Below are 23,194 nucleotides of genomic sequence, written 5' to 3' on the forward strand. Positions count from 1 at the left end.
GTTGAGCCATGGCACGGATACCAGGCGTAGGGCTGGCGAGAGGGTTGACCATCACCCTCCGCCGCATGCTGCGCAGATCCGTGACCCAGCAGTATCCAGAGGTGAAACCCGATCTGCCGCCCCGCAGTCGCGGCGTCATCGCCCTGGTCGAGGAGAACTGCACCTCGTGCATGCTGTGTGCCCGGGAGTGCCCCGACTGGTGCATCTACATCGACTCGCACAAGGAGACCATCCCCGCGCCTGAAGGCGGCCGGCCCCGCCAGCGAAACGTGCTCGACCGGTTCGCGATCGACTTCGCCCTGTGCATGTACTGCGGCATCTGCATCGAGGTGTGCCCGTTCGACGCGCTGTTCTGGTCGCCGGAGTTCGAGTACGCCGAGGGCGACATCCGCAACCTTCTCCATGAGAAGGACAAGCTGGCCACCTGGGTTCCCACGGTCCCGCCGCCACCGCCCCACGACTCCGGCGCCGACCTGCCCAAGGAGCTCTCGGCCGCGCCCCGCCGCCCCGCCCGCGCCCGAGGTGCCGAACCGGCCGCGCCCTCCCGCCCTTCTCGTACGTCCACAGGTCCGGGTACGTCCACGGGTCCGGCGGAAACCCCGCGCAAGCCGGAGGCCCGCACGACACCGACGGAAGCCCTTCCGGCGTCGGAAGCACCGCCCACGGAAAGGCCTCACGCGGAAGGGTCCCGCGCGGAAGGGCCCCACGGAGAGGGGCGCAGCGCGGAAGGCGCGCCGCGAACAGAAGGCCCGACGCAGACCGAAGGCGCGGACGCCTCGCCCGGCGCAGGTTCCGCGCCTCCGGCGACTTCCACGACGGACCATGGCAACAGGCCTTCCGCCACATCCGGTGCGCCCACCGAGACACCGTCGGCGGGTGGAGGCCCGACGCCATCCACAGCCGGAGAGTCCGACCAGACGTCGTCCACAGCCGGAGAGCCTGACCAGGCGTCGTCCACAGAGGGGACGTCTGGATCGGAGCTGTCCACAGGCGGGGAGTCGGGGGAGGAGTTGTCCACAGGCTCGGCGCGATCGCAGCCGGAGTCTGGCTCGGGGGAGCAAACTTCAGGCGCGAGACCGCGAAGGCGGAGGATGGCCGATCCTCGTTCCATCCGCCCGCCCGGTCGGCTCGGCCCGGAAGAGCCCAAGGAGCGCGAGGAGGAATAGTGACCGAGGCGGTGCCCTCCTATCTGTCACCCACCGGACAAGAGATCGTCTTCTTGCTGCTGGGGGCAGTGGCGGTAGGTTCGGCGCTGCTCGTCGTCACGACGAAACAACTCGTCCACGCGGCCCTGTGGCTGGTGGTCGCGTTCGGCGCGCTGGCGGGCTGTTACCTGGTGCTCACCGCCGAGTTCGTGGCGTGGGTGCAGGTGCTCATCTACGTGGGCGCCGTGATCGTGCTGCTGCTGTTCGGCATCATGCTGACCCGGGCCCCGGTCGGCCGCTCCACCGATCTCGACAGCGGCAACCGGGTTGCAGCGACCGTAGTGGCGTTGGCGACGGCAGGTGTCCTGGTGACGGTGGTGATCGACGGCTTCCGCACCGCCTACGCGCCGTTGACCCCCGGCGCGGGCGCCGCCAGCGAGCTGGGAGGCAGCATCTTCAGCACGTGGGTGCTCCCGTTCGAGGCCCTGTCCGTGCTGCTGCTCGCCGCTCTGATCGGCGCGATCGTCCTGTCCCGTACCGACATCCGCGGCGGCGCGTCCGACCCTGCCGACGCATCTGGCGTGCCCCCGCCCGCCGACCCTGTGGACGATCCATCCCGTACGGGGACGTCCGGCGGTTCACCGCCCGATCAGACCGGGGGTCATTAGTGCACATCGTCTACCCGGCGGTTGTCGCCGCGCTCCTGTTCTCCATCGGCGTCTACGGCGTGCTCGCCCGGCGCAACACGATCCTCGTGCTGATGTCGGTCGAGCTGATGCTCAACGCCGTCAACCTCAACCTCGTCGCGTTCGACGTGTGGCTGGGGGACAGGCTCCACAGCGGCCAAGTCCTGACCCTGTTCGTCATCGTCATCGCCGCCGCCGAGGTGGGGGTCGGCCTGGCGATCGTCCTGGCCCTGTTCCGCAACCGCAAGACGGTCGACATCGACCACCTCCGCGACCTGGCCGAGCCCGCCGACGCACCCGAAGACGAGAGAAACACCGACCCGCACGCCCACATACCCGCCGACGCCGTGCCCGCCCTCGCCGGCGTCGCGCCGCTCCGAAGCCCATCACGGAGTGCCGGCACCAGCAGCGCCCCCCACGCGAGCACGCCCGTGGGCCGAGGCGAGGGGCAGCCCGCTGAGGACGACTCGTCCACCCCGGAAGGGCAGTCCGATGAGGACGCCTCGTCCACCTCACAGGGGCCGTCCGCTGAGGATGGGCGACATGTCAGGCGAGGGGGCGGGTCGTGACGAACTTTCCGCTGCTGACCGTGCTCCTGCCGTTCGCGGCCGCCGCCGCGGGTCTGTTGCTCTCCCGGCGTGGACGTGCGGAGGGCGCGAACACCAGGGCCGCCTGGATCGCGGTGATCCCGACAGCCGGCGCCGCCGTGCTCGCCGTCTGGCTGGCCTGGGGTCAGGGGTTCGCGTTCCTGGAGGGCGGGCCGCGGCCGGCGCCGGTGGGCGCCACCTACGGCGCCATCGTGACCGGCAGCGTCCCGATCTCGCTCACCCTGCAGGCCGACGACCTGTCCGCACTGCTCGGCGTGCTGGTCACGCTCGTGGCGCTGGCCGTCCAGGTCTACTCGATCGGATACCTCAGAGACGACCCCCGCTACCCGTCCTACAGCGCCTTCGTCAGCCTGTTCACCGCGGCCATGCTGCTCGTGGTGTACGCGGGCGACCTCCTGGTCCTCTACGTGGGCTGGGAGATCATGGGCCTCTGCTCCTACCTGCTCATCGGCCACTGGTGGGAAGACCTGGGCAACTCCCGCGCCGCCATCAAGGCGTTCCTGGTGACCCGGCTGGGCGACGTCGGCTTCCTGTTCGGCATCTTCGTGCTGGGCATCGGCGCGGGCAGCTTCCGCATCGCCGACGTGCTCGCCGCCGTGCCCCAGATGTCCTCGGGCACGCTGGTGGCCGCCACGCTGCTGCTGCTCGCCGGGGTCGCGGGCAAGAGCGCGCAGGTGCCGCTGCACACCTGGCTGCCCGACGCGATGGCAGGCCCGACGCCGATCAGCGCGCTGATCCACGCCGCGACCATGGTCGCCGCCGGCATCTTCATCGTCGCCCGGCTGTTCCCCGCCTTCACCGCCGCGGCGCCCACGATGGACGTGCTCGCGGTCATGGCCGCGCTCGGCATGCTCGGGGCCGCTCTGGCCGCGCTCGCCCAGGACGATCTCAAACGTGTCCTGGCGTACTCGACGGTCAGCCAGCTCGCCTACATGGCGGGCGGCCTCGCCGCGGGGTCCGATACTGCCGCGATCTTCCATCTGGTCACGCACGGCGCGTTCAAGGCGCTGCTGTTCCTCTGCGCCGGCCTGGTGATCCACCACGTCGGCGCCAACCTGATGAGCCAGATGGGCGGGCTCCGGCGCGACCTGCCCGTCACGTTCGCCGCGACCACGGTGGGCTTCGCCGCCCTCATGGGCCTGCCTCCGTCCAGCGGCTTCTTCAGCAAGGACGCGCTGCTCGTGGCCATGGAGGGCGCGCTGGCTGGCGGTCTCACGGACGCCGCCGCCCTCCTTCTGTACGGGTGCGCGCTCGCGACCGTCGCGGTCACCGGCGCGTACGCCACCAGAGCCTGGCTGCGCACGTTCTTCGGCCCGCCGCGGACGGTCGCGCTGCCGGAGCCCGAGCCCGGCACCGCGCACGTCATCGACACCCGCGAGGGCCCCCGCACCATGCTGGTGCCGGTCGCGCTCCTCGCGGTCCCGGCCCTGCTGCTCGGGTTCGCCGCCGAGCCGCATCTCGACCTGCCGGTCGCGGTCGTCAGCGTGGCCCTCGCGCTGCTCGGCGCGGGCGTGGTGTACGTCGCCTGGCGCGCCGATCCGCTGGCCGACCCTGCCCGGCTGCTGGGGGTGCTGCGGGTGCCATGTGAGCGGGCGTTCTACGTCGACGGCCTCTACTCGGCGGTCGTGGTCAGACCGGTGCTGGCCCTGGCCAGAGGGGTTCTGCGGACCGACGACGTGGTGGTCGACGGGGCGGTGCGCGGCTCGGGCCGTGCCGCGCGCGGGCTCTCCGGCCTGCTGCGACTAGCCCAGAACGGCAACGTCCAGCTCTACCTGAGCGGCCTGCTGGCGGGGGTCCTCCTGATCGCGGTGGGGGCGGTGGTGTTGGCATGAGCGGCTGGCCGCTTGGCGTGGTGAGGGCGGTGGTGTTCGCATGAGCGGCTGGCTTTCCGTCGGGATGGTCGCGGTGCCGCTGCTGGGGGCGCTGCTGCTTCTGGTCGCGGCCGATGCGTTGCGTCCGGTGCTGCGCGTGTACGGCATGGCGGTGTCCGGTGTGACGCTGGGCCTGGCCGTGGTGATGGTCGCCACGTTCGACTACGGGCAGGCGGCGCGGCCGCAGTTCACCGTGGACGCGGCGTGGATTCCCGGGCTCGACCTCCGCTTCCAGCTCGGCGTGGACGGCATCTCGCTGCCGTTGGTCGCGCTGACGGCCCTGCTGACGTTTCTCTGTTTCGCCTACCTCGGCTGGGGCGACGGAGCTGGGCCGGGCCAGCTCCTGCGTCCCAGGGCGGGCGGTGCGCGGCCGAGGGCGCTGGTGTTCACGCTGCTGGTGCTCGAAGTCGGCATGATCGGTACGTTCCTCGCCCTCGACCTGCTGCTGTTCTTCGTGTTCTTCGAGATCGTGCTCGTGCCGATGTACTTCCTGATCGCCATCTGGGGCGGCGAGAGGCGCAGGGCGGCGGCGATCAAGTTCATCCTCTACACGCTGCTCGGGTCCGTCGTGATGCTTCTCGGCCTGCTGCTCATCTGGGCGCAGGCGGGCACGCTCGACATCGTCGCCCTGGCCCAGGGCCACGGGGCGGGCATGAGCAGGGCGGTGCAGGTGGTGGCGTTCGTGGCGGTGGGGCTCGGACTCGCGGTCAAGACGCCGATGTGGCCGCTGCACACCTGGCTGCCCGACGCCCACACCGAGGCGCCCACGGTCGGGTCCGTCCTGCTGGCCGGGGTGCTGCTGAAGATGGGCACCTACGGCTTCGCCAGGATCGCTATCCCGGTCCTGCCCGAGGGTGCGGCGGCCGTCGCGCCGTGGCTGGGGGCGCTCGCCGTGGTCGGCATCGTCTACGGCGCCCTGGCCTGCCTGGCGCAGCGCGACCTGAAGCGGATGATCGCCTACTCGTCGGTGGGTCACATGGGTTTCGTGCTGCTGGGCTTCGCCACCCTCACGCCCACGGGCATCAACGGCGCCCTGTTCGCGAACATCGCCCACGGTCTGATCACCGGCCTGCTGTTCTTCCTGGCCGGGGCGATCAAGGACCGCTACCACACGGCCGACATCCCCTCGCTGGGCGGCGGCATGCTGGCCACGCTGCCGCGTCTGGGCGCCGTCCTCACGTTCGCCGCCATCGCGTCGCTGGGGCTGCCGGGGCTGGCCGGGTTCTGGGGGGAGATGCTGGCGCTGTTCGGCGCCTTCCAACCGGCCGAGTCGCTGCCCCGCGGGCTGTTCCTCATCTTCATGGTCATCGGCGGCCTGGGCGCCGTGCTGACGGCGGCGTACTTCCTGGTGATGCTCTCCCGCGTCACCCACGGCGCCCCCGAGGCCGCCGGCGGGGCGGTGCCGGTCGGCGTGCCGCTTCCGGAAGCGCGGGACGAGCGGCTGGTGCATCCGCTTCCGGAAGCGCCGGACGAGCGGCCGGTTCATGCGTTGCCCGCCGCCGCGGGACCCCCGGGGATGGCCGACATCCGGCGGCACGAGCTCGTCGCCTGGGTGCCGTTGATCGGGCTCATCCTGCTGTTCGGGCTCTGGCCTGGCCTGCTGCTCTCCCTCACCACACCGGCCGTGCAGATCCTGCTGGGAGCCCTGCCATGATCCAGCAGATCGACTACTTCGCGATTGCCGCGCCGCTGACCCTGGCGCTGGTCGCCGGGCTGGTGCTGCTGCTCGACGCCTTCCTTCCCGCCGGGCCGAGGGTCACGGCCGGGCTCGGGGCCGTCACGCTCGGCGGCGTCATGGTGGCGCTGGGCTTCGTGGCGGCGCAGGCGTTCACGGGCCGGACCATGCCGACGTTCTGCGTGCCCGAGCGGCTCAGTGACGGCGACCCGGGGCTCTGCTCGTTCGTCGTGGACCGGTTCACGCTGGTGATCGCCGGGCTCGTCCTGGTGGCGGCCGTGGTGATCGTGCTGATGTCGATGACCGAGCTGGCCGGCGGCGGCATCCCGGTCGGGGAGTGGTACTTCCTGCTGCTCTGCACGCTGGTCGGCGCGGTGACGCTGCCCGCCGCCCGCGACCTGATCATGCTGGTGGTGGCGCTGGAGCTGGTGTCGCTCCCCGTCTTCGCGCTGACCGCGCTGAAGCGGTACGACGGCTGCGCCTCCGAGGCCGCGGTCAAGCTCTTCGTCGTGTCGGTGGTCTCGACAGCCGTGATGCTGTTCGGGGTGTCCCTGCTGTACGGGGTCGGCGGCACGGTGTTCCTGTCCCGGCTGGCTGAGGTGCTCAGCGGCACGGCCCCGGCTCCCGGCTGGCCGGAGGGCTCGGCGTCGCTCGTGGCGGCGGAGCACGGGCTGCCGGGGGTGGTGACGGTCGGGATCGTGCTCGTCGTGGCGGGCTTCGCCTTCAAGATCGCGGCAGTGCCGTTCCACGCCTGGGCCGCCGACGTCTACCAGGGCGCGCCCATCCCGGTGGCGGCGCTGCTCTCGGTGATCTCCAAGGCGGCCGGGTTCGCCGGGCTCATCCTCGTCCTGGTCCTCGCCATGCCCGGGCAGGCGGCCACCTGGACCCCGGTCGTCGCCATCGTCGCGGCGCTCACCATGACGGCGGGCAACCTGCTGGCGATGCGGCAGCGCTCCGCCGTACGGCTGCTGGCCTGGTCGTCGGTGGCGCAGTCGGGCTACATCCTGGCGCCGCTGGCCGTGGCGTTCCAGGGTTCCGGGGCCCGGAGCTGGGGGGCGAGCGCGGTCGGGGCGTCCGTGGCCTACCTGGTCATCTACGCGGCGATGAACCTGGGCGCGTTCGCGGTGGTCATGCTCGTCTCGCGGACCGCCGCCCGCAACGAGCTGGCCGACTACCGGGGCCTGGTGTTCCGCCGGCCGGCGGCGGGGCTGGCGCTGGCGTTCTGCCTGATCTGCCTGGCCGGGCTGCCGCCGGGGCTGGCGGGGCTGTTCGCCAAGGTGGTGGTGTTCCGGGAGATCGTCCACGGCGGGGCCGCCTGGCTGGCCGTGGTCATGGCGGTCAACACGGTGATCGGGCTCTACTACTACGTCGTCTGGGCGGCCCGGCTGTTCGCCCCCGAGCCGGGCCCGGCGCCCGCCGCGCGCCGGGTGTTCCCGGCGGTGTGGGCGGCGACGGGTCTCGCGGTGGCGGCGGCGGTGCTGTTCTCGGTGGCGCCCCAGCTCGTGCTCGATCTGACCCTTCTGTCGGAGTAGTCCGTACGAATCGTCGCTCTACGCCCAGGCTTGTGCACTGCGGGGAACGTTGGGGCAGGGGATCGTCGTTGTACTGGTTGCACCCGGACCACGAAGGGGGGAACCTTGCACCACAACGGTCTGCGCACCGCGCTCCTGCTCGGGGGCCTGTCCGCGTCGATCATCGCCTTGGGCTGGTGGTTGGGTGGCGGCACCGGTCTGCAGATCGCGTTCCTGCTCGCTCTCGCGACGAACGGCTTCGCCTACTTCTTCTCCGATCGCATCGCGCTGTCGGCGATGCGCGCGCGGCCGGTCAGCGAGGTCGAGCAGCCCACGCTCTTCCGGATCGTGCGCGAGCTCTCCACCGAGGCCCGCCAGCCGATGCCTCGCCTCTACATCTCGCCGACGGTGCAGCCGAACGCGTTCGCCACGGGTCGCAGCCCTCGCCAGGCCGCGGTGTGCGTCACGTACGGGCTGACCCAGCTCCTGAACGAGCGCGAGCTGCGCGGCGTCATCGGGCACGAGCTGTCCCACGTGTACAACCGCGACATCCTCGTCTCCTCGGTGGCCGGGGCGCTCGCCACGATGATCACCTGGATCAGTTACGTGGCGGTGTTCTTCGGTGGATCCGACGACGACGAGGGCCCCGGCTTCCTGGGGGCGCTGCTCATGATGCTGCTCGGCCCGGTCGCCGCCGGGATGATCCAGATGGCGATCTCCCGTACCCGCGAATACCAGGCGGACGAGTCCGGGGCCATGCTGACCGGTGATCCGCTGGCGCTCGCCTCGGCCCTGCGCAAGATCGAGATGGGCGCGCGGCGGCTGCCGCTGCCGGAGAACAGCCGCCTCACCTCCGCCTCCCACATGATGATCGCCAACCCGTTCAGCGGCGCCGGTCTGGGCCGCCTGTTCTCCACGCACCCGCCCACCTCCGAGCGCGTGGCCAGGCTGGAGCGGATGGCCGGCTACCGGCGCTGACCGGACACGGAAGGGCGAGAATCGACGGCATGGCGCGATCTTTACGCTTGACCAAGGCCGAGCGAAGAGTGTGGAACGCCTTCCCGACCGGGGAGATGGTGGAGTTCGCCGACGTCAAGCCGGGCGCGACCCGTACCGCGGGGGTGAACGCGCCCAAGGACGGCGACACGTGGGGGCCCGAGCGCACCGTCCGGGCGGAAGTGATCGCGAAGCTGCTGCTCGGCGCCCGTGAGGCGGGCGCCGGCGCGGTCCCTGCGGTGCGCGTCAGCGGCGCCAGGATCACCGGCGCCCTGCAGATCTTCGGCGGCACGGTCGAGCACGAGCTGGTGCTCAGCGGCTGCCACCTGGAAGGGCCGGTCAGGCTCACCGACTGCCGGACGCGCACCGTACGGCTGACCGACTGCCGGCTGCCGTCGTTCGGCGGCGTCGGCATGCGGGTCGAGGGGCACCTGAGCCTGTCGGGCTCGCACGTCACCGGGCCGGTGCAGGTGATGCGCGCCCAGTTCGCGACCGGCCTGTGGCTCGCCGGCACCAAGGTGGAGCACCCTCACGAGACCGAGCCGGCGCTGCAGGGCACCGCCATGATCGTCGACTCGGTCGCCTACCTCGGCAACGCCGACATCACCGGCATGACGCGGCTGGCCGGCGCCCGGCTGAACGGCGGGCTCTCCCTGACGGGGGCGAAGCTCCGCAACCCGGGCAGGCTCGCGCTCGACGCCGACGGCATGGTCGTCGAGGAAGCGCTCCGGTGCACCGGCGACTTCCTGTCGCTGGGCTGCGTGCGGCTGCGCGGGTCACGGGTGAACGGCCTGCTCGCGATCAGGGGCGTCATCCGCAGCCCCGACACCCCGTACGCGCTGCACGCGAGCCACATGGAGGTCCGCGAGTTCTACCTCAAACCGGACGAGCCGATCGACGGCGTGGTGACGCTGGCCCACTCGACCGTCGGGACGCTGCAGGACTCGCCCGACACCTGGCCGGAGAGGCTGCGCCTGAACGGCCTGACGTACGAGCGGCTGCGCGGCAGCGGCGTCGCCCGGCGGATCGACTGGGTGAGCCGCGACCCGGAAGGATTCCGGCCGCAACCGTACGAACAGCTCGTGGCGTGGTACCGCCGTGACGGCAACGAGGCGCTGGCCCGCCGCGCCCAGCTCGCCAAGCTGCGCAACCGGCGGCGCACGGAAGGGCTGGGCGGCCGGCTGTGGGGGCGGCTGCTCGACTTCACCGTCGGCTACGGTTACCGCCCCTGGCTGGCGGCGGTGTGGTTCGGGATCCTGCTGGTGATCGGCACGGTCGTGTTCGGGATGAACCCGCCGCGGGCCGTCAAGCCGGACGAGGCCCCCGGCTTCGACCCGTTCGCCTACACCTTCGACCTGCTGCTGCCGTGGTCGGCGTTCGGGCAGCGGGACATGTTCGACCCGGCCGGCTGGACGCAGGCTCTCGCGTACGGGCTGGTCGTGGCGGGGTGGATCCTGGCGACGGCGCTGATCGCGGGCGCTACGCGGGTGCTGCGCCCGACGTGATCGCGCGCAGGATCGCCGCCATGTCCGCCGGGAAGATCACCTCGTCGGTCGTCTCCAGCTCCTCGACGCCCCACCAGCGGTGGCCGATCGTGGTGTCCTTCTCGATCTGCTCCATGTGCTCGAACGACACCGCCGCCCGCCCGACGCGCACGGCGAAGAACGTCTGGTCCTGGACGATCGCGTAATGGGCCCAGGAGAACTCGATGGTGCCGGTGCCGTAGGGCCCGGTGAACGCGTCGGCCGGCGCCCGGATGCCGACCTCCTCGAACAGCTCCCGCGCGGCGGCCTCCCGCAGGCTCTCCTCGCCCTCCACCGCGCCGCCGATCGTGAACCAGAACGGCTGGTCGGGGCGGACCGGGTCGAACCCGTTGAGCAGCAGGACGCGGCCCAGATCGTCGATCGGCAGGGCGCGCGCGGTGTAACGGCGCAGGGGGATCATCGTCACGTCTATGAAGCTTACGCCGGGTCAGGGCCATGAAGGGGCAATGAACCCGGGATGACGCCCAGGTGAGCGTGTATCTCTGGCCAAGGGTTCACGCGCTTCGATACACGCTTTCCGGTTGTGGTCATGGCCTGTTCTCCGTCTGTTCACTTTGGACCGGTTCTATCGAAGTGCATCGACTACGGATCTCATACGGAGAAGGACGCACACCGTGACCAGTGGACAGCGCCGCCTCAGCGCGGCGGCGACGGCCGCCATCGTCGTGGCCCTTTCCGCCGCATGTGGCGGCACCAACACCACTCCGCCCGCCGGTGAAGGAACCGCGAGCGCGAACGCCAGCCAGGCAGCGGGCGGCGAACTGTCCGGCCAGGTCAAGGCGGACGGCTCCAGCACGGTGGCGCCGCTGACCAGCGCGGCGGCCGAGTTCTTCGCCGAGGAGCAGCCCAAGATCAACGTGACCGTCGGCACCTCCGGCACGGGCGGCGGCTTCGAGAAGTTCTGCAACGGCGAGACCGACATCTCCAACGGCTCCCGCCCGATCAAGGACGAGGAGAAGGCCGCCTGCGACGCCAAGGGCGTCAAGTACGCGGAGCTCACGGTCGCCACCGACGCCCTCACCGTCGTGGTGAACAAGGAGAACACCTGGGCGAGCTGCCTCACCACCGACCAGCTCAAGAAGATGTGGGAGCCGGGCGCCGAGGGCAAGATCACCAGCTGGAAGCAGGTCGACGCCAAGTTCCCCGACGAGCCGCTGAAGCTGTTCGGCCCGGGCACCGACTCCGGCACCTTCGACTACTTCACCGACGAGATCAACGGTGAGGAAGGCGCCAGCCGCAAGGACTACAGCCCCAGCGAGGACGACAACATCATCGTCCAGGGCGTCACCGGCACCAAGGGCGGGCTGGGCTACTTCGGCTTCACCTACTTCGAGGAGAACGCCGACAAGCTGAAGGCCGTCGAGATCGACTCCGGCGACGGCTGCGTCGCGCCGAGCTCCGAGAACGCCCAGAACGGCACCTACACCCCGCTGGCGCGGCCGCTGTTCCTCTACCCGTCGGTCGAGTCCGCCAAGCGCCCCGAGGTCGCGGCCTTCCTCGACTTCTACGTCGCCAACATCGCCAAGATCGCGACGGACGCCAAGTACATCCCGCTCAACTCCGAGCAGGAGGCCAAGCTCAAGAGTGACCTCGACACTCTGAAGCAGGGCTAGATGGCCGCGCGACACTCAGCGACCGCGTCAGGGGCACCCTCGTCCCTGGCGCGGTCGCGCCCGCGTTACGGCGAGGCGCTCATCAAGGCGGTCCTCATGCTGGCCGCCCTCGTGTCCATCGCGACCACGATCGGCATCGTGGTGTCGCTGCTGGAGCCGACTCTCCGGTTCTTCACCGAAGTCAGCGCGCTGGAGTTCTTCACCTCCACCAACTGGGGGCCGCTGTTCGAGCCTCCGACCTACGGCGTGCTGCCCCTGGTGAGCGCGACGCTCATCACGACGGGGATCGCGGTGGTGGTGGCCGTGCCGCTGGGGCTGGCCGCCGCCATCTACCTGTCCGAGTACGCCAGGCCGCGCGTCAGGAAGTTCTGCAAGCCCGCGCTCGAGGTGCTGGCCGGCATCCCGACCGTGGTCTTCGGGTTCTTCGCGCTGAGCTTCATCACCCCGCTGCTGCGGGGCATCCTGCCGTTCGAGATCGAGATCTTCAACGCGCTGAGCGCGGGGCTCGTGGTCGGGTTCATGATCATCCCGATCGTCGCCTCGCTCTCCGAGGACGCGATGGCCGCCGTCCCGGCCGGGCTGCGCGAGGGCTCGTACGCGCTCGGCGCCTCCAAGATGGTCACCTCGCTCCGGGTGGTGCTGCCCGCGGCCTTCTCCGGCATCGTGGCGGCCGTCATCCTCGCGATCTCGCGGGGCGCCGGCGAAACGATGATCGTCTACATGGCGGGTGGCGGTCAGCCGAACTTCACCCTCGACATCGGCAAGGCGATGCAGACCATGGCCGCGTTCATCGCCCAGGCGGGATCGGGTGACGTGCCGGTCGGCACCGTCGACTACAACACGATCTTCGCGGTGGGCTCGCTGCTGTTCGTGATGACGTTCCTGATGAACCTCGTCAGCGCCCGCCTGGTGCGCAAGTTCCGTGAGGTGTACGAATAATGGCCGTCCTCTCCACCCCGCGCTCGGCCGTGCAGCTGGCGGGCAAGGGGCAGCCGGTCCGGGAGCACCTGTTCAGGATCGCCCTGATCTCCAGCCTGGCGATCGCGTTCATCTTCCTGGCCGCGCTGCTCACCTACGTGCTCGTCGAAGGCTGGCCGAGGCTCGACTCCCGGCTGTGGGAGAACATGCCGTCGATCCGCGACCCCGAGATCGCCGGCGCGCAGTCCGCCATCACCGGCACGCTCTGGGTGATCTCGCTGACCGCGCTCTTCACCATTCCCACGGGCATCGCGGCCGCGATCTACCTGGAGGAGTACGCGGACAAGTCCCGCTGGTGGAACCGGGTCATCGAGCTGAACATCCAGAACCTCGCCTCGGTGCCGTCGATCGTCTACGGCATCCTGGGGCTCGGCATCATCGCCCGCGCCCTGGCCCTGGGATTCAGCGTCATCACCGCGTCGATCACGCTGGGCCTGCTGGTGCTCCCCGTCGTGATCATCGCCTCGCGCGAGGCGATCCGCGCGGTCCCGCCGTCCATCCGTGAAGGCTCGCTCGCCCTGGGCGCGACGCAGTGGCAGACGATCTCCCGCCAGGTGCTGCCCGCGGCGATCCCCGGCATCGCCACCGGCTCCATCCTGGCGCTCTCCCGGGCGATCGGCGAGGCGGCCCCGCTGCTGATGCTGGGCGCGGTGTCCTTCATCCGCTTCAACCCGGACGGCGTCTTCGCCAGCTACACGGTCCTGCCGATCCAGATCTTCAACTGGATCTCCCAGTCGCGCGAAGGGTTCCACTACCTGGCCGCCGCGGCGATCGTGATCCTCCTCGCGATCCTGCTGCTGATGAACTCCGCCGCCATCTGGCTTCGTAACCGCTACCAGAAGCGCTGGTGAGGGAAGAAACATGAGCGAGACAGAGACGACAACCATGAAGAACATCGCGGTCAACGCCCCCGGCGCCCCCCGTACCATCGAATCCCTCGACCCGGTCTTCACCGTGTCGGGTCTAAGTGTTTTCTACGGCGAGTACGAGGCCGTCCGCGGCGTCGACATGATCATCGGCAATCGTGAGATCACTGCCATGATCGGCCCGTCCGGCTGCGGCAAGAGCACCGTGCTGCGCTGCTTCAACCGGATGAACGACCTCATCCCCGGCGCCCGCGCCGAAGGCAAGATCCTCTACCACGACGAGGACCTCTACGGCGACCACGTCGACCCGATCGAGGTCCGGCGGCGCATCGGCATGGTGTTCCAGAAGCCGAACCCGTTCCCCAAGTCCATCTACGACAACATCGCCTACGGCCCCCGCGTCAACGGCCTGAAGGGCAAGATGGACGACCTCGTCGAGGAGGCGCTCACCCGGGCGGCCCTGTGGGACGAGGTCAAGGACAAGCTGAAGCAGAACGCGCTGTCCCTCTCCGGCGGCCAGCAGCAGCGGCTGTGCATCGCGCGGGCGATCGCGGTCAAGCCCGAGGTGATCCTCATGGACGAGCCCTGCTCCGCGCTCGACCCGATCGCCACCACCAAGATCGAAGACCTGATGCAGGAGCTGGCGCGCGACTACACGATCGTCATCGTCACGCACAACATGCAACAGGCCGCCCGCGTCTCCCACCGCACCGCGTTCTTCACCGCGGAGGTGGACGACAAGGGCGAGCGGCACGGCCGCCTGGTGGAGTTCGACGAGACCAGCCGCATCTTCACGAACCCGACCGACAAGCGCACCGAGGATTACATCACCGGTCGCTTCGGGTGACCCGACTCAGAGGAGGACCCGGGTGATCCAGCCGCAGGCGACGCTCGGCGGGGGCGCGCGGGCGGGGGCGCCTTCGGTGCCGCTGCTGCTGGTGGCCGACCCTGACTCGGCCGGGGTCGAGGTGCTCGCGGCGGCCCTGGCCCGCGAGGGCGTGGAGGTCACGGGCGTGGCCGACGGCGCCCAGGCGCTCATCCAGACGGGAGCGCTGCGCCCGGATGTGGTGCTGGTGAGCGCGTCGCTGCCGCTCATCAGCGCCGTGGACTTCGTCAGGGCCATCCGCATCAGCCATCCGATGCCGGTGCTCCTCGGCATCGGGGAGGGGCACGCGGAGCTGGCCGTGCAGGCGCTCACGGCGGGGGCGACCGCGTGCGTGGCCATGCCGTACCGGCTGCACGAGCTGCTGCCCCTGATCCAGGCGACGGCGGCGGGGGAGGCCGGCCGGCTCATCGCCGTGGGCGACGTGGAGCTCGACGCCGACGCCTACCAGGTGAAGGTCGCCGGCCGGGTCGTCCACCTGCCGCTGCGCGAGTTCGAGCTGCTCCACTACCTGATGCGCAACCTCGACAGGACCGTCACCCGCGAGCAGATCATGCGGCACGTCTGGCACGCCTCGGGGGACAACATCGCCACCAACACGATCGCGGTGCACGTCAAGCGCCTGCGCGCCCGTCTCGGCGACACCGACGACACCCTGATCCAGACCGTCAGGGGAGTCGGCTACCGCCTGGTCGCCCCCGGCTGACCCGCCGCGTCTTCACCGGCCCGGCCGACGCCCTTGATGATGACGTCGATGATGTCCTGCAGGCGGATCGCCTTGTGCGCGAAGTGGCCCGCCGTCGCCAACTCGGCGAGGCCGTGGGCGGTGGACATCAGGGCCATCATCGTGGCCTTGTTGACCGGCCCGTGGTCGGTGATGTCGAGGCTGAGCGCGGTCATCACCTCGTCGAGCGCCTTCTCCATCTCCGGATGGTCGCCGGCGGAGAACGCCGAGGCGAAGACGAGCCGGTATTCCTCGCGATGCGCCACGGCGTACTCGACGTAGCTGCCGTAGAAGGCCCGGAGCCGCTCCTGACGGCCGGCGTGGCGCAGGACGGCGGCGGCGACGTGAGTGCTGAGGTCGGTGATGACCCGGGCGGCGAGGGCCGCCAGCAGGGCGGTCTTGTCGGTGAAGTGCCGGTAGGGGGCCATCCGCGACAGACCGGCCAGCTCGCCGACCGCACGCAACGTCACGGCGTCGAGGCCCTCCTCGCGCAGCAGGCTCAGCGCGCTCTCGATCAGCCGCTTCCTGGTGTCGTCCACCATGCGTCCACCCTCTCACGACCTCCCATGTTGACAACGTCAGCGATGGTAGCTGACACTGTCAACATCCGATGTTGACGGCGTCAGCAGGAGTGACATGAAAATCACCATAAACGGCGTGCCCACCGAGGCGGACGCCGGCCCGGACGACGTGGTCGTCGACGTCCTACGCGACGGCCTGGGCCTCACCGGGGCCAAAGCGGTCTGCCGTACCGGAGTCTGCGGAGCGTGCACGATCAAGGTGGACGGAGCCCCGCAGGTGAGCTGCCTGCTCCCGGCCACCGCGGTGGAGGGACGGGCCGTCGTCACGGCCGAAGGGCTCGACCATCCCGTGCAGCGGGCGTTCATGGCCCATGACGGGCTGCAGTGCGGCTACTGCACGCCCGGCTTCGTGGTGGAGGCCGCCGCCTTCGTCGACGCCTGGCGCGAAGAGCACGGTGACGTCGCGCCGCCGCGCGAGCGGATCGCCGCCGCCATGGCCGGTCATCTGTGCCGCTGCGGAGCGTACGCGGGGATCTACGCCGCGATCGAGGCCGCGTGCCGGGGCGAGCACGACGCCGGCACCACGACGCCCGCCCGGGTCGAGGCCGTCGAGAAGGTCACCGGCCGCGCCCGCTACACCACCGACATCCGGCACGACGGCCAGTGGGAAGGCGTGATCATCCGTTCGACCCGGGCGCACGCGCTGGTCACCTCGGTCGACGTGGACGGGACCACGGTCGACCTGCTGCCGCCCGACCGCATCGTCCGCTACGCCGGCCAGCCGATCGCCGCCGTCGCCGCGCCCACGCGCCGCGAGGCGCTGGCCGTCGCGGAGGCCGCCAGGATCGGCTACGAGCCGCTCCCCGCCGCGCTCGACGACACGCCCGGCGCCCCGCCGGTCTACGACGAGCGGACCAGGAAGAAGGCCCCGTCCTCCGGGGAAGGGCTCACGCTGCCCGGCGGCTGGAACGGCAACGTGCACGGCCCGTTCACCGGGGCGAGCCGGCGCGGCGGCACCGCGGTGAAACGGATCGAGGCCGCCCGCCGGCGCGCCGACCCGCTCCTGGTAACCGGGACGTACACCACCGCCGTGCAGGTCCACACGCCGCTGGAGCCGCACGCGTGCGTGGCCCGATGGGACGAGCGGGGAGACCTCCACCTGCACCTGTCCACCCAGACGGTGGCCATGGCCGCCGAGCGGGCGGCCAAGCGATGGAAGCTGGACGCGAACCGGGTCCACGTCGTCGCCGAGCACGTCGGTGGCGGCTTCGGGGCCAAGGCGGGGATCACCGTGGAGACGGTCGCCGCGGTCGAGCTCGCCCGCGCCTGCCGGGCCCCCGTACGCGTCGTGCTCAGCCGCGCCGAGGAGCTCACCGACGCCGGCAACCGGCCGGGCACCCGGGCCGGGATCGCCCTGCTCGCCGACGAGAAGGGCGATCTGTCGGCCCTCGCCGTGGACGTGCACGGCCGCGGCGGCGTGTCCGTCGGATCCGCCGTCGCCCTGCACGCCCGCCTCGTGTACGGCACCGCGCCCCGGCGGCTGCGCGACTTCGACGTCGTCACGAACGAGCCGCCCGGCACGCCGTTCCGCGGCCCCGGCGCCCCGCCCCTGCTGTGGGCCCTGGAGCAGGCCGTCGACGAGATGGCCCACCGCCTGGAGGAGGACCCGATCGCGCTGCGCCGCCGCTGGGACGGCAACCCGAAGCGCCGCGCGCTCTACGAACGGGCGGCGGAGCTGCCCCTCTGGCGTGACAGGCCGCGCACCGGATCGCAGACGGGCCGCCACCGCCGCGGCGTCGGCGTGGCCGCCGCCAACTGGTTCTACGCGGTCAGCCCCGGCACCGAGGTCGAGCTGGAGGTCGAGGACGACGTGGTGGTGGCCCGCACCGCCACGCAGGACATCGGGACCGGCATCCGCAGCGTCATCGCCGGCATCCTGCGCGAGGAGCTCGGCCTGCCCGCCGACCGGATCCGCGTCGAGATCGGCAGATCCGGCACCGTGCCGGGACCGGCGTCCCTGGGCAGCCGCACCACCACGTCGGTGGCCCCCGCCGCACGCGACGCGGCCCGCCGCCTGCGGGCCCAGGGCATGACTCCGGGCACCAAGGTGGTCGGCAAGCGGCGACGCGACCGGGGCGGCTACGTGACCCCGTTCGCGGTTCAGGGCATGGCGCTCGGCCGCGGATTCAGCGGCGCCGTCCACGTCACCGAAGTGGAGGTCGACACCCGCATGGGCACGGTCAGGCCGCTGCGCGTCTGGGGCGGCATCGCGACCGGCCACATCTACGCCGACAGACCGGCCCGCAACCAGTGCGAGGGCGGCATCATCCAGGGCATCGGCTACGCCCTGTACGAGGAACGCCACGTCGATCCCACCACCGGAACCGTCCTCACCGCGAACCTGGAGGACTACCGCATCCCCGGCATCGGCGACACCCCGGAGATGACCATCCACTTCCACCAGGACGGCTGGGACCACGTCAACGGCCGCGGCGTCGGCCTGGGCGAGGTCTCCACGATCGGCGTGGCCGCCTCCGTCGCCAACGCCGTGCACAACGCTACCGGCTGGCGCCCCCACGACCTGCCCATCCGCCCCGACCGGCTCCTCGAAGGGATCAGAGCGTGACCATCTTTGAGAACCCGCCGCACGGCCGGCTCCGCGCGGGCGGCACCGACCTGATGAGCCTGCCGGGCACCGGACCGTACGTGGACCTGCGGGACCTGCCGGGGCCGTCGGGCGTGACCTGGCAGCCGGACGGCTCCGCCCACATCGGCGCGCTGACCACGATCGCCGAGATCGCCCGCGACGAACGGCTCCGCGCCGCCTACCCCGCCCTGACCCTCACCGCGGGAGCACTGGCCACACCCCAGATCCGCGCCGTGGCCACCATCGGCGGCAACCTGCTCCAGCGCAACCGCTGCTCGTACTTCCGCAACCCCGCCTTCTCCTGCCACCAGAACGGCGGCGACTCCTGCCCCGCCCGCGACGGCCTCGGCCTCTACTCCGCGGTGATCGACACCAGCCCGTGCGTCGCCCCGCACCCGTCGTCTCTCGCGATGGCGCTGCTGGTCTACGCCGCCGAGGTGGAGGCGCACGGGAGGAGCCCCTTCCCGGTCGGCTCGCTGTACGGATCCGACCCGACCCGTGACCATCTGCTCGACCCCGGGGAGATCCTCCTGGCGGTCCACCTGCCGCCGCCCGTGGCCGGCGAACGGGCCGCGTACCACCGCGCCACCAGCCGGTCTGAGGCCGAGTGGCCGCTGGTGGAGGCCGTGGCGCGGGTGACGCCGGACGGCGCGGCGGCCGTGAGCGTCGGAGGCGTCGCCCGCGTCCCGCTGCGGCTGCCGGAGGTGGAACAGGCTCTCGCCGCGGGGGAGCCCATGGAGGTGGCGGCCGGGCGGGCCGCTTCCCGGTGCGCGCCGACGGCCTCGAACGGGTACAAGGTCACGCTGCTGACGGCCACGGTGCTGGAGGTGCTGGAACAGGCCACGGCACCCTCCTGACCAGCGTGTTCGGCCGGGTGGGGGAAAGCGCTCCCGACCGCCTACGGTGCCGGCGGGAGCGCGACGACCGCGCACGGCCTCGCGCCCCGCTCCGCTACCGGTAGTTCGTGAACTGAAGGGCGATGTCGAGATCCTTGCCCTTGAGCAGGGCGATGATCTCCTGCAGGTCGTCCTTCTTCTTCGAGCTGACCCGCAGCTCCTCGCCCTGGATCTGCGCCTTGACGCCCTTGGGGCCCTCGTCGCGGATCATCTTCGAGATCTTCTTCGCGTTTTCCTGGTCGATGCCCTCCTTGAGCGCGACCAGCATCTTGTATTCCTTGCCCGACAGCTTGGGCTCGCCCGCGTCGAGGATCTTCAGAGAGAGGCCGCGCTTGATCACCTTCTCCTTGAACACGTCGAGCGCGGCGCTCGCCCGCTCCTCGCTGTTGGCCTTGATCTCGATATGCTCCTGACCGGACCAGCTGATGCTCGCCCCCGTACCCTTGAAGTCGAAGCGGTGCCCGATCTCCTTCACGGTCTGGTTGAGCGCGTTGTCGACCTCCTGCCGGTCGATCTTGCTCACGATGTCGAACGATGAATCGGCCAAAGCACACTTCCTCTCAGCTGCGTCAGCACCGGTGAGCGTCCGACTCCGAACGCATCCAGCCCACGAGCCTAGCCAGCATCTCCGCCCGGTGCAGGGTCCGCCTCCGGCCCTGTGGAAAAGCTCCGTGTCCTGGGGCTGACCTCGGTGGGGTGCCCGCGGGAACGAGGGGGTCGGAGTGATTCGGGACGGGGACAAACTGGTGTCACGTGCACTGCGGAAGTCCGCTATCCTTTTCTCTGTCGCCGCGAGAGCGGAAGACACGGCAGGTTGCCCGAGTGGCCAAAGGGAGCGGTCTGTAAAACCGTCGGCTCAGCCTACGCAAGTTCGAACCTTGCACCTGCCACCAGCAGTAACAGCAGGTCAGAGGCCCTACGGGGCCTCTTCTGCGTTTCAGGGGTCATGCAGCCCTGAGCGGCCGTTTGTCGGTGGTCACGGGAGATACGCGGGATGGATGTAGGGGCGTTTCCCCAGGTCGAGGCCCGCGCTGCTTGTCCTCGGGTAGGACGACGTACTGGCGCAGGGCCGTACGGAGGACAGAATCTGGCCGCCCCGCTTTCTCCGTCGTCAACGCCGGGAGAGCCGTCGCCAGGGCGTCGGACATGCTGTCACGGCTCTTGGCAGCCGCGTGCGGCCAGCGCGCTTCGACGTATGCCTTCACGAAGTCGAGGACGGCGTCACCTACGCCCGCCGCGCCCTGGCCTCAGCCCAGTGCACGGAGTCGACCTGGGGTCTGCAACACCTCAGCACCGTAGAGAAGACACTCGCCAGCCAGCAGGACCCCGCCGCCCGCGAACTCCTCGGTAACCTGATCGCTACGCGCCGGGCACTGGTGACGTCTCTCGCCTGATCCACTGCAGATAGTCAGTCGTACCGGCCACCAGTGGAACGGCGAAGATCTGCGGCACCTCGTAAGGGTGCAGATCCTTGATCGCAGCGGCCAACTCGTCGAACCGCTCCGTCGTAGTCTTCATGAACAACAACCACTCATCAGCCCGGTTGATCTGCCCACGCCACCAGTAGACGGACGTGATCGGGGCGACGAGCTGCGCTGCGGCTGCTAGGCGCTGAGTCACCACCGCCGAGGCGATCCGCTCAGCCACATCACGATCCGGCGCGGTCACATGGACTTCAACGAACTCGGCCATGCCGCTCACACTGCCGAATCGTTCTTGTAGGGATCAAGCGCCGACGCGGCGTGCCGCCGTACCCCCCGGCCCTCGGCCCGCCCGCCGTCCGGGCGTACGGCCTGGGGGCCGGTCCCGGACGGCGGCGGACACCGGGCCGGGCACTGCACGTCGGCCCCGCCGCACCAACCGAACGCATCGGTCGGGGATTACCGCGTCGCCGCACAGATGCAGGCCCACGATCGCCGCTGCATGGCTGGACGCCGTACATGCTTGGGGGCGATCGGCCACACCGGGGCGGTGGGGCCGATCGCTGCTACTGCCTGAACTGCATCAATACCGCAGCTCGGCCAGTACGGCGTAGTGGTCAGAGGCGGTTTGGGGGCCAGCGCCCACCACCTCGCAGCGCACCGGATGCCCCGCCCCTCCTGCACGCGGCCAGGCGCTCAGGACGTAGTCAAAGCGGCGATCGGGATAAAGTCCAGGACGTGCCCATGGGTTGGCGTTGCTCCATGTGTACCCAGGACCGCCGTCGCCAGCGATCTCCCAAGCGTCGTAGAAGACCACGCCGGGCGTCCCTGGTGCGCTACGTCCGGTCAGCATTCTGATCTCGTCACTGTCGGGCGACGCGTTGAAATCCCCGCAGACAACTGTTGGACGTCGCCGCGAGGCCACCTCGCCCACGAAAGCGGTTAATGCCCGCACCTGCATTTGGCGAGCTTCCGACTCATCCAGCCGATACGCGCCGATCATCACGCTGAATATCTGTAGCGGGCCCCGTGGTCCCGCCAGCTCACAGAACAACGCGTGGCCCGGCAGTGCACCGCCCGGCAGGTGCCGCTCCTCACTTCGCGCGATCGGCCAGCGTGACAGTAACGCGCATGAGGATTTCTCTGAGGCCACTGCGGTGTGCTTGTAGCGGAACGTATGCCCGGTCGGCTCCTGCAGAGTCACTACATCGGGCGCCAGTTCACCTATCACCTTTTCGATGCGCTCGGCGCGCTCGGCGTAGGGGCCGTGCTCGCCCCACACGTTCCAGGTCAGTAGGCGCACGCGAGTTTCAATCACGGGTCCGTACGGTTCTGCCCAGTTCATGCCCGCGCCTCCACCGCTACCGCCTGATCGATCCGCTCCAACAAATCTTGGCAGGTGTTACTAATCGGGCATAGGTACTAATCAGTCATCTGCTGGGTTCTCAATCGTGCCTGGCCTCGTGAGATATACGCGGGATGGCCTTCCCCGGTGGAGGCAAGCGAGAGCTGTACGCGGAGGTCAGAGGCCTAACGCAGCCTGGAACTTCGACCCTTGCACCTTGCCACCAGCAGTAGCAGCAGGTCAGAGGCCCTACGGGGCCTCTTCTGCGTTTCAGGGGTCATGCAGCCGGATGCCGTCGTGAGCGGCCTGTTGCCGCAGATCCCTCGGCCCTTGGGGCTCACCCGCGTCTACCCGCAGGCGGCTGTGGTCAGATCGCTGCGCTATCAGGCTCGTACGCCAGCGGCTTTCGGTGGGGCCAAGGAACTGATGGCGCGTGTCCGGCTTACGGCGACGGACGCCGACCTGTCGATCGGAAACGGCCTGGAAGTGAGCGGAACCGCGCGTTCGCTCCTCCTGGCCATCTCTGGGCGACGAGTGGCGCTGGACGAGCTTGACGGGCCGGGAACCCCCACGCTGACGATGGCCGCTTGACAGTCTGCCTTCGGTGGGGAGTGCAACCCTCCCATGACCTTGAGGACGAAGAGGGTGGCAGTCGAGTCGATGACCCGCTACCGTGCCGAGCTCGAGTGGGCCTCAGGCGGGCGAATAGGTGAGACAGTCCGCGGTGTTCTCCACATAGCCGACCGTGATGTTGGGAGCCTGGCACTCGAACTGGACGTTGTGCCGGCAGTCGGACATCTTGCACGCGCCGACGTGGCCCACGGTGGTGGGATCGCCGCCCTTGGCGGAAGTGCGGAAGAAGGTGTCGCAATGGGCATGGCGGATATCACCTACGGTGATGGCCAGTGCATGACATCTGCGGTCGGTGTTGTAGGCGCACGCATCCACTTCGCATTCGTTCACTACAGGCATCTTCATCGGGATCCTCCGGGACGTTGAAGTGGCGCCGGTGAGCGGCTTGTCGAAACCGCTCACAGATGCTGCCCCAGCTCCGGTGAGCCCACTCTGAGTCGTCATGAAGCAGGGTGAAGTTTTGCCGTTTGCGATGGCTTCGCGGCCTTTCTGGCGTTTCTGGGGTACGCAGCCAGATGTCATCGAGGGCGACCGTAGGCCGCGGCCCATCACTGTACGTACAAAGGATCTTGGCAACTTTCCGCTGGCTGGGTGTGCTTCGGGCCACCCAAGGAAATGCGCACGGTACAGC

At 70.0% G+C, this 23,194-nt stretch carries 21 protein-coding genes, 1 tRNA gene and 1 pseudogene; 17 read left to right on the forward strand and 6 right to left on the reverse strand.

All coding sequences use genetic code 11. The features are described from left to right. Positions 1 to 65 precede the first annotated feature (65 nt). The 8 genes and pseudogenes from FR742_RS46265 to FR742_RS40510 all read left to right on the forward strand — a co-directional run bounded on the left by FR742_RS46265 (position 66) and on the right by FR742_RS40510 (position 9,997). Complete coding sequence (locus FR742_RS46265; RefSeq protein WP_396990782.1) at positions 66 to 1,166, forward strand: 4Fe-4S binding protein; 1,101 nt, start codon at positions 66 to 68, stop codon at positions 1,164 to 1,166. Beyond that, on the forward strand, positions 1,166 to 1,813 hold the full coding sequence (locus FR742_RS40480) for an NADH-quinone oxidoreductase subunit J (RefSeq protein WP_148036485.1): 648 nt from the start codon (positions 1,166 to 1,168) through the stop codon (positions 1,811 to 1,813). The genes FR742_RS46265 and FR742_RS40480 overlap by 1 nt, the downstream gene beginning before the upstream one ends. Beyond that, a pseudogene (nuoK, locus tag FR742_RS40485) lies at positions 1,813 to 2,094 on the forward strand (NADH-quinone oxidoreductase subunit NuoK); the annotation flags it as partial. The gene FR742_RS40480 and the pseudogene nuoK, both read left to right, overlap by 1 nt. Before the next feature lie 302 nt (positions 2,095 to 2,396). Beyond that, positions 2,397 to 4,271: an NADH-quinone oxidoreductase subunit L gene (locus FR742_RS40490; RefSeq protein WP_148036486.1), complete on the forward strand. Its 1,875-nt coding sequence runs from the start codon at positions 2,397 to 2,399 to the stop codon at positions 4,269 to 4,271. Between the two features lie 40 nt (positions 4,272 to 4,311). Next, positions 4,312 to 5,964 carry a NuoM family protein gene (locus FR742_RS40495; RefSeq protein ID WP_261809045.1) on the forward strand — a complete coding sequence of 551 codons (1,653 nt, stop codon included), beginning with the start codon at positions 4,312 to 4,314 and terminating at the stop codon, positions 5,962 to 5,964. After that, positions 5,961 to 7,517 carry an NADH-quinone oxidoreductase subunit N gene (locus FR742_RS40500; protein WP_148036487.1) on the forward strand — a complete coding sequence of 519 codons (1,557 nt, stop codon included), beginning with the start codon at positions 5,961 to 5,963 and terminating at the stop codon, positions 7,515 to 7,517. The genes FR742_RS40495 and FR742_RS40500 overlap by 4 nt, the downstream gene beginning before the upstream one ends. A gap of 105 nt (positions 7,518 to 7,622) precedes the next feature. Next, positions 7,623 to 8,474, forward strand: a complete 852-nt coding sequence (gene htpX / locus FR742_RS40505; protein WP_148036488.1) for a zinc metalloprotease HtpX — start codon at positions 7,623 to 7,625, stop codon at positions 8,472 to 8,474. 29 nt (positions 8,475 to 8,503) lie between these two features. Further along, positions 8,504 to 9,997 (forward strand): hypothetical protein, encoded by a 1,494-nt coding sequence (locus FR742_RS40510; RefSeq protein WP_148036489.1) that lies wholly within the window; start codon positions 8,504 to 8,506, stop codon positions 9,995 to 9,997. Here FR742_RS40510 and FR742_RS40515 read toward each other — a convergent pair. After that, on the reverse strand, positions 9,972 to 10,436 hold the full coding sequence (locus FR742_RS40515) for an NUDIX hydrolase (RefSeq protein WP_261809119.1): 465 nt from the start codon (positions 10,434 to 10,436) through the stop codon (positions 9,972 to 9,974). The two genes, FR742_RS40510 and FR742_RS40515, sit on opposite strands and share 26 nt — an antisense overlap. 214 nt (positions 10,437 to 10,650) lie before the next feature. Between FR742_RS40515 and FR742_RS40520 the strand changes: the two genes are divergently transcribed. From FR742_RS40520 to FR742_RS40540, 5 genes are read left to right on the forward strand one after another with little or no spacing between them, the layout of a single operon-like run. Then, positions 10,651 to 11,649, forward strand: coding sequence for a PstS family phosphate ABC transporter substrate-binding protein (locus tag FR742_RS40520; RefSeq protein ID WP_148036491.1), 999 nt, complete (start codon positions 10,651 to 10,653; stop codon positions 11,647 to 11,649). Continuing rightward, a complete protein-coding gene (pstC, locus tag FR742_RS40525) occupies positions 11,650 to 12,588 on the forward strand; it encodes a phosphate ABC transporter permease subunit PstC (RefSeq protein ID WP_148036492.1) in 939 nt (312 codons plus the stop codon). It abuts the gene before it with no gap. Continuing rightward, entirely contained in the window at positions 12,588 to 13,478 is an 891-nt protein-coding gene (pstA, locus tag FR742_RS40530) for a phosphate ABC transporter permease PstA (RefSeq protein ID WP_148036493.1), read from the forward strand. The genes pstC and pstA overlap by 1 nt, the downstream gene beginning before the upstream one ends. Positions 13,479 to 13,512: 34 nt before the next feature. Next, a complete protein-coding gene (pstB, locus tag FR742_RS40535; RefSeq protein ID WP_222709350.1) occupies positions 13,513 to 14,340 on the forward strand; it encodes a phosphate ABC transporter ATP-binding protein PstB in 828 nt (275 codons plus the stop codon). Positions 14,341 to 14,362: 22 nt separating this feature from the next. Then, positions 14,363 to 15,082, forward strand: coding sequence for a response regulator transcription factor (locus FR742_RS40540; RefSeq protein ID WP_261809046.1), 720 nt, complete (start codon positions 14,363 to 14,365; stop codon positions 15,080 to 15,082). On the opposite strand, the gene FR742_RS40545 is transcribed toward FR742_RS40540, so the two are convergent. Then, positions 15,058 to 15,642, reverse strand: a complete 585-nt coding sequence (locus FR742_RS40545; RefSeq protein ID WP_148036495.1) for a TetR/AcrR family transcriptional regulator — start codon at positions 15,640 to 15,642, stop codon at positions 15,058 to 15,060. The two genes, FR742_RS40540 and FR742_RS40545, sit on opposite strands and share 25 nt — an antisense overlap. 94 nt (positions 15,643 to 15,736) lie before the next feature. Between FR742_RS40545 and FR742_RS40550 the strand changes: the two genes are divergently transcribed. Next, complete coding sequence (locus FR742_RS40550; protein ID WP_148036496.1) at positions 15,737 to 18,247, forward strand: molybdopterin-dependent oxidoreductase; 2,511 nt, start codon at positions 15,737 to 15,739, stop codon at positions 18,245 to 18,247. Then, entirely contained in the window at positions 18,244 to 19,125 is an 882-nt protein-coding gene (locus FR742_RS40555) for a xanthine dehydrogenase family protein subunit M (RefSeq protein WP_148036497.1), read from the forward strand. The genes FR742_RS40550 and FR742_RS40555 overlap by 4 nt, the downstream gene beginning before the upstream one ends. 94 nt (positions 19,126 to 19,219) lie before the next feature. On the opposite strand, the gene FR742_RS40560 is transcribed toward FR742_RS40555, so the two are convergent. After that, positions 19,220 to 19,711 carry a YajQ family cyclic di-GMP-binding protein gene (locus tag FR742_RS40560; RefSeq protein ID WP_148036498.1) on the reverse strand — a complete coding sequence of 164 codons (492 nt, stop codon included), beginning with the start codon at positions 19,709 to 19,711 and terminating at the stop codon, positions 19,220 to 19,222. 261 nt (positions 19,712 to 19,972) lie between these two features. Here FR742_RS40560 and FR742_RS40565 point away from each other — a divergent pair. Continuing rightward, positions 19,973 to 20,057: transfer RNA gene (locus FR742_RS40565), tRNA-Tyr, on the forward strand. Positions 20,058 to 20,523: 466 nt separating this feature from the next. Here the strand turns inward: FR742_RS40565 and cutA are convergent. Next, positions 20,524 to 20,856: a divalent-cation tolerance protein CutA gene (gene cutA / locus FR742_RS40575; protein ID WP_148036499.1), complete on the reverse strand. Its 333-nt coding sequence runs from the start codon at positions 20,854 to 20,856 to the stop codon at positions 20,524 to 20,526. A 312-nt stretch (positions 20,857 to 21,168) separates the two neighbouring features. Further along, a complete protein-coding gene (locus FR742_RS40580) occupies positions 21,169 to 21,930 on the reverse strand; it encodes an endonuclease/exonuclease/phosphatase family protein (protein WP_148036500.1) in 762 nt (253 codons plus the stop codon). A 297-nt stretch (positions 21,931 to 22,227) separates the two neighbouring features. On the opposite strand from FR742_RS40580, the gene FR742_RS40585 reads away from it, so the two are divergent. Beyond that, positions 22,228 to 22,521, forward strand: a complete 294-nt coding sequence (locus FR742_RS40585) for a hypothetical protein (protein ID WP_222709276.1) — start codon at positions 22,228 to 22,230, stop codon at positions 22,519 to 22,521. A 102-nt stretch (positions 22,522 to 22,623) separates the two neighbouring features. On the opposite strand, the gene FR742_RS40590 is transcribed toward FR742_RS40585, so the two are convergent. Continuing rightward, the gene (locus FR742_RS40590) at positions 22,624 to 22,965 is read right to left on the reverse strand and encodes a DUF1540 domain-containing protein (protein WP_261809047.1); all 342 of its coding nucleotides are present in this window, start codon (positions 22,963 to 22,965) and stop codon (positions 22,624 to 22,626) included. Positions 22,966 to 23,194 lie beyond the last annotated feature (229 nt).

This window comes from Nonomuraea sp. C10, from assembly GCF_008017515.1.
GTDB classification, from domain to species: Bacteria; Actinomycetota; Actinomycetes; order Streptosporangiales; family Streptosporangiaceae; genus Nonomuraea; species Nonomuraea ferruginea.